Raw genomic sequence first — 3,752 nt, 5'->3', positions numbered from 1 at the left:
GGCCCCTGGTGGTGGGGCCGGGGGGCCTACGTGGGAGTTGCGAGGTAACGAACCTGGCCCCTGGTGGTGGGGCCGGGGGGCCTACGTGGGAGTTGCGAGGTAACGAACCTGGCCCCCGGTGGTGGGGCCGGGGGCCCACGTGGGAAAACTGCGACCTTAGCGTGGGCACGCCACTGGGGAGCGGTCTCGCGAGCCGCATGATGTAGCGGCCAAGGGGGTCTTACAAACGGCCCACCACGTGGACGAAGGCCCCGGATCATGGATCCGGGGCCTTCGTCGTGTCCGACGACCAGGGGCGGGGTCACCCCCCTGCGGTGTCCGACGAGGCCTTCGCGGCGCCGCCGGCACGCGGGCCCACCCCGTCGGTGTCGTCGTAGATGTCGATGGTGCCGCCGTAGTTGGCCACCCAGACCTCGCCGGAGGGCTCGTCGTAGGTGACGCCGACGGCGTGGACGCCGGCCGGTGCCGTGTCGATGATCTCGAGGGTATCGGCGTCGATCTTGGTCAGCGTGGAGGCGTAGTAGTTCACCACGTAGAGGGCCGTGCCGTCGGTGGAGATGTCCATGGAGCGCGGCTCGTCCCCGGCCGGCGCGCTGTCGAGGACCTCGCCGGTCTCGGCGTCCAGCTTCACGATCTGGTCGGCGCCGGAGAGCGTCATGTAGAGGGTCTTCCCGTCCGGGGACAGGACGAGGTGGCGGGGGTTCTTGCCGGTGTGCATGACCACCTCGGAGGTGCCGGCCTCCAGGTCCACGCGGTAGACCTTGTCCGCCCACATGGCGGTGGCGTAAGCGGTCTTGTTGTCCGGCAGCACGACGATGCCGCGGGGCATGGTGTCCAGGGGGATGGTGCGCTCGGTCTCCCCGGAGGCGGTGTCGAGGACGGTCATGTTCGAGTCGCACCAGTTGGTGACCAGCAGGCGGGACTCGTCCGGGGACAGGGCCAGGTACTTGGGCACCCGGCCCACGCGGTAGGCGGCGTCCCAGTCCTTCTCCTCCACCGAGTACCGGTAGACCAGGGAAGGGGCGATCGCCGAGCCGGCGGTGCAGTTGTCATCCGGTTCCGCGCCCACGTCGTACAGCCCGTACTGGGTGACGTAGGCGAACCGGCCGTCCCGGGTCCACGCGGCCTCCACCGGGGCGCCGCTGACCACGCCGGACAGGCCCTCGATGCCCATCGCGTCCGTGTCCACGGTGTCGTCCAGGGCCTGGACCACCTCGCGGGTCTCGGTGTCGAAGAGCACGACGTTGTGCCGGTAGGTCACGTTGTTGGTGATCATCAGCCCGTGCTGGTTGGAGACCACGGACTTCGGCACCACGCCGGTGCCCTTGAGGGTCTCCATGCGGGTCAGCCCGGTGGTGTTGGACGCCGGGAAGTCGGCCGGATCCACGGAGGGCGCCCCCTCGCCCTGGCCCTCGGCCACAGCGTCCTGGCTGCCGCCGGCCTCGGCTCCGCCGGTGGCGTCGGCTCCGCCGGTGGTGGAGGCGGCGGCCCCGCCGTCCTGGGCGGTGGAGGCGGCGGCGCTCTGGCCGTCCTCGGTCTGCTCAGCGTCCGTGCCGGCGCAGCCGGTGAGCAACAGGCCCATGGTGAGCAGCACGGCGGCGGGCCGCAGTGCCCGGGGACGGGCGGCGTCGTCGGTCTGGTGGACGCGGTGCAGTCGAGCCATGGGGGATCTCCCGGGGGTGAGGGGGCCAGCAGGCAGGCCCGACGGCGCCGCCGGACACAGAGTCAGCATAGCGAGGCGGGCGGGAGGGAGAGGGGCGACGCCGGCGCGACCGGGTCCAGGGGTGTCCAGGGAACTGCCAGGCCGCGTCCGGTCTGCCCCCATCCGCGGTGCCTACGGTGGAACCACCTCATCGACGTGCGAGCGGTGAAGGTGCGAGTGATGACAGCGGCTCCGCGGCCACGGCAGGAGCACGACGGCGTCACTGTGCATGCGCAGCACGGTGTGACATGCGACACTCTGCGGACATCGGCTGCATCCGCAGTCGTCTCGCAACCCCTGGAACGAGGTCCGCGCATGTCGCACTCCGCAGACCCGTCGATGCCTGCCGGCTCCCCGCCGCCGGCCGAGGACCCGCCGCCGCGGCACTCCCTCGGCACCCAGACCCAGGCCATCGACCTGTCCCGCCCCGTGCCGACGGGCCGTCGCTTCGGCGTCGGCTCCGCCGTCTTCTCCGCCGTCGCCGCCGTGGTGGTGGCTGCGGCCGCCTACTTCTCCATCGAGTCGGCCTCGTCCGGCACGGATGTCGAGAGGCAGCGAAGGCTGCACACGACACGCGGCGAATCTTTCGCAGAACCAGCTCCGACACCGTCCGTGCGAAAAGTCGGTTGGGCTACCATCGACCCCGACGAGTGCCGCTAGGGCGTGTCTGAGAATGGATCCAGGGGGCCAGCTGACACCCTGGAAGGCATGTCCCGCTTCCAGATGCTCTCCGATGCCCAATGGGAGTTGATCGCCCCGATGCTCCCGACCCGGACCGGCAGGGCCGGCAGGCCGTTCTCGGACGCCCGCACGATGGTGGAGGCGATCATCTACCGATATCGGTGCGGGATTGCATGGAGGGATCTGCCCGAGGTCTACGGGCCTTGGCAGACCGTGTGGACCTGGCACCGGCGCTTAGCTGAAGAGGGCACCTGGGATGCGGTGCTGGCGAGGCTGACCGCCGCCGCGGACGCCGAAGGCCTGATCGATTGGTCGGTCTCGGTGGACTCCACGATCGCCCGCGCGCATCAGCACGCGACGAACATCACCCGCCTCACAGGGGGATGGGTCGAACTACAGGAATCTGCATGAGGAGCCGGCCGATCACGGCATCGGGCGCTCCCGGGGAGGGCTGAGCACGAAGATCCATCAGCTCGTCGATGGGACCGGGCTGCCGCTGGTCAGCCTGATCACCCCCGGCCAAGCCGGGGACTCCCCGATGCTGCTGCGGGACTGACGCACGTACAGGTGACATACGATCTGTGGTGTTCCCACACCACAGGGAAGGATGTGCACCATGCCCGCCCCCTACCCCAAAGAGTTCCGCGATGATGTCGTCCGGGTCGCGCAGAACCGTGAGCCCGGCACCCATCTGAAAGACATCGCGAAGGACTTCGGCATCTCCGAGTCCTGCCTGACGAACTGGATTCGCCAGGCCGATATCGAAGCAGGCAACAAGCCCGGCACCACGAAGGCCGAGGCCGAAGAACTCCGCGCAGCCCGCCGCAGGATCCGGCTCCTCGAGCAGGAGAACGAAGTCCTACGCCGCGCCGCGGCCTACCTCTCCCAGGCGAACCTGCCGAAAAAATGATGTACCCGCTCGTGTCCGAGCTCGCCGCCGACCAGATCCCGGTCGCGGTGTCCTTGCGGGTCCTCAAGCTCGCCCGCCAGCCCTACTACCGCTGGCGGGACCAGCCCGTCGCCGTTTCTGAGGTGGAGCAGGCCTACCGGGCCAACGCCCTGCACGCCGCTCACCTGAACGATCCGGAGTTCGGGTACCGGCTGCTGCGGGACGAGGCCGAGGCGGCCGGGGAGCGAATGGCCGCCCGTACTGCCTGGCGGCTCTGTCGCCAGAACGGGTGGCACTGCGCGTTCGGGGCCAAGCGTGGCAAGTACGGGACCCGCCCAGGCCCACCCGTGCATGACGACCACGTCCGCCGGGACTTCTCTGCCGAAGCTCCGAACCGGCTGTGGCTGACCGACATCACCGAGCACCCCACCAGTGAGGGCAAGCTCTACCTCTGCGCGATCAAGGATCTCTACGCCGGCA

At 69.6% G+C, this 3,752-nt stretch carries 4 protein-coding genes and 1 pseudogene; 4 read left to right on the top strand and 1 reads right to left on the bottom strand.

Annotation, left to right across the window (positions count from 1 at the left end):
* Window positions 1-301: 301 nt before the first annotated feature.
* Entirely contained in the window at window positions 302-1,663 is a 1,362-nt protein-coding gene (locus MA879_RS10960) for a YncE family protein (protein WP_248126348.1), read from the bottom strand.
* Between the two features lie 354 nt (window positions 1,664-2,017).
* On the opposite strand from MA879_RS10960, the gene MA879_RS10955 reads away from it, so the two are divergent.
* The 4 genes and pseudogenes from MA879_RS10955 to MA879_RS10940 all read left to right on the top strand — a co-directional run.
* Window positions 2,018-2,362, top strand: a complete 345-nt coding sequence (locus tag MA879_RS10955; protein WP_248126345.1) for a hypothetical protein — start codon at window positions 2,018-2,020, stop codon at window positions 2,360-2,362.
* Between the two features lie 48 nt (window positions 2,363-2,410).
* Window positions 2,411-2,930, top strand: a pseudogene (locus MA879_RS10950) (IS5 family transposase); the annotation flags it as partial.
* Between the two features lie 69 nt (window positions 2,931-2,999).
* On the top strand, window positions 3,000-3,293 hold the full coding sequence (locus MA879_RS10945; RefSeq protein WP_248126342.1) for a transposase: 294 nt from the start codon (window positions 3,000-3,002) through the stop codon (window positions 3,291-3,293).
* An 11-nt stretch (window positions 3,294-3,304) separates the two neighbouring features.
* Window positions 3,305-3,752, top strand: a 448-nt coding sequence (locus MA879_RS10940; RefSeq protein WP_470365349.1) for a transposase family protein, incomplete at its 3' end; no start/stop codon positions are given.

It is taken from the genome of Micrococcus lacusdianchii (genome assembly GCF_023155805.1).
GTDB classification, from domain to species: Bacteria; Actinomycetota; Actinomycetes; order Actinomycetales; family Micrococcaceae; genus Micrococcus; species Micrococcus lacusdianchii.
Note: the sequence above shows the minus strand (reverse complement) of the source record. Positions and strands in the feature narration are given on the sequence as shown.

Excerpts from the sequence above, each read along its gene's own strand:
- MA879_RS10960 (WP_248126348.1), bottom strand. The coding sequence starts at position 1,663 with ATGGCTCGACTGCACCGCGTCCACCAGACCGACGACGCCGCCCGTCCC.
- MA879_RS10955 (WP_248126345.1), top strand. The coding sequence starts at position 2,018 with ATGTCGCACTCCGCAGACCCGTCGATGCCTGCCGGCTCCCCGCCGCCG.
- MA879_RS10945 (WP_248126342.1), top strand. The coding sequence starts at position 3,000 with ATGCCCGCCCCCTACCCCAAAGAGTTCCGCGATGATGTCGTCCGGGTC.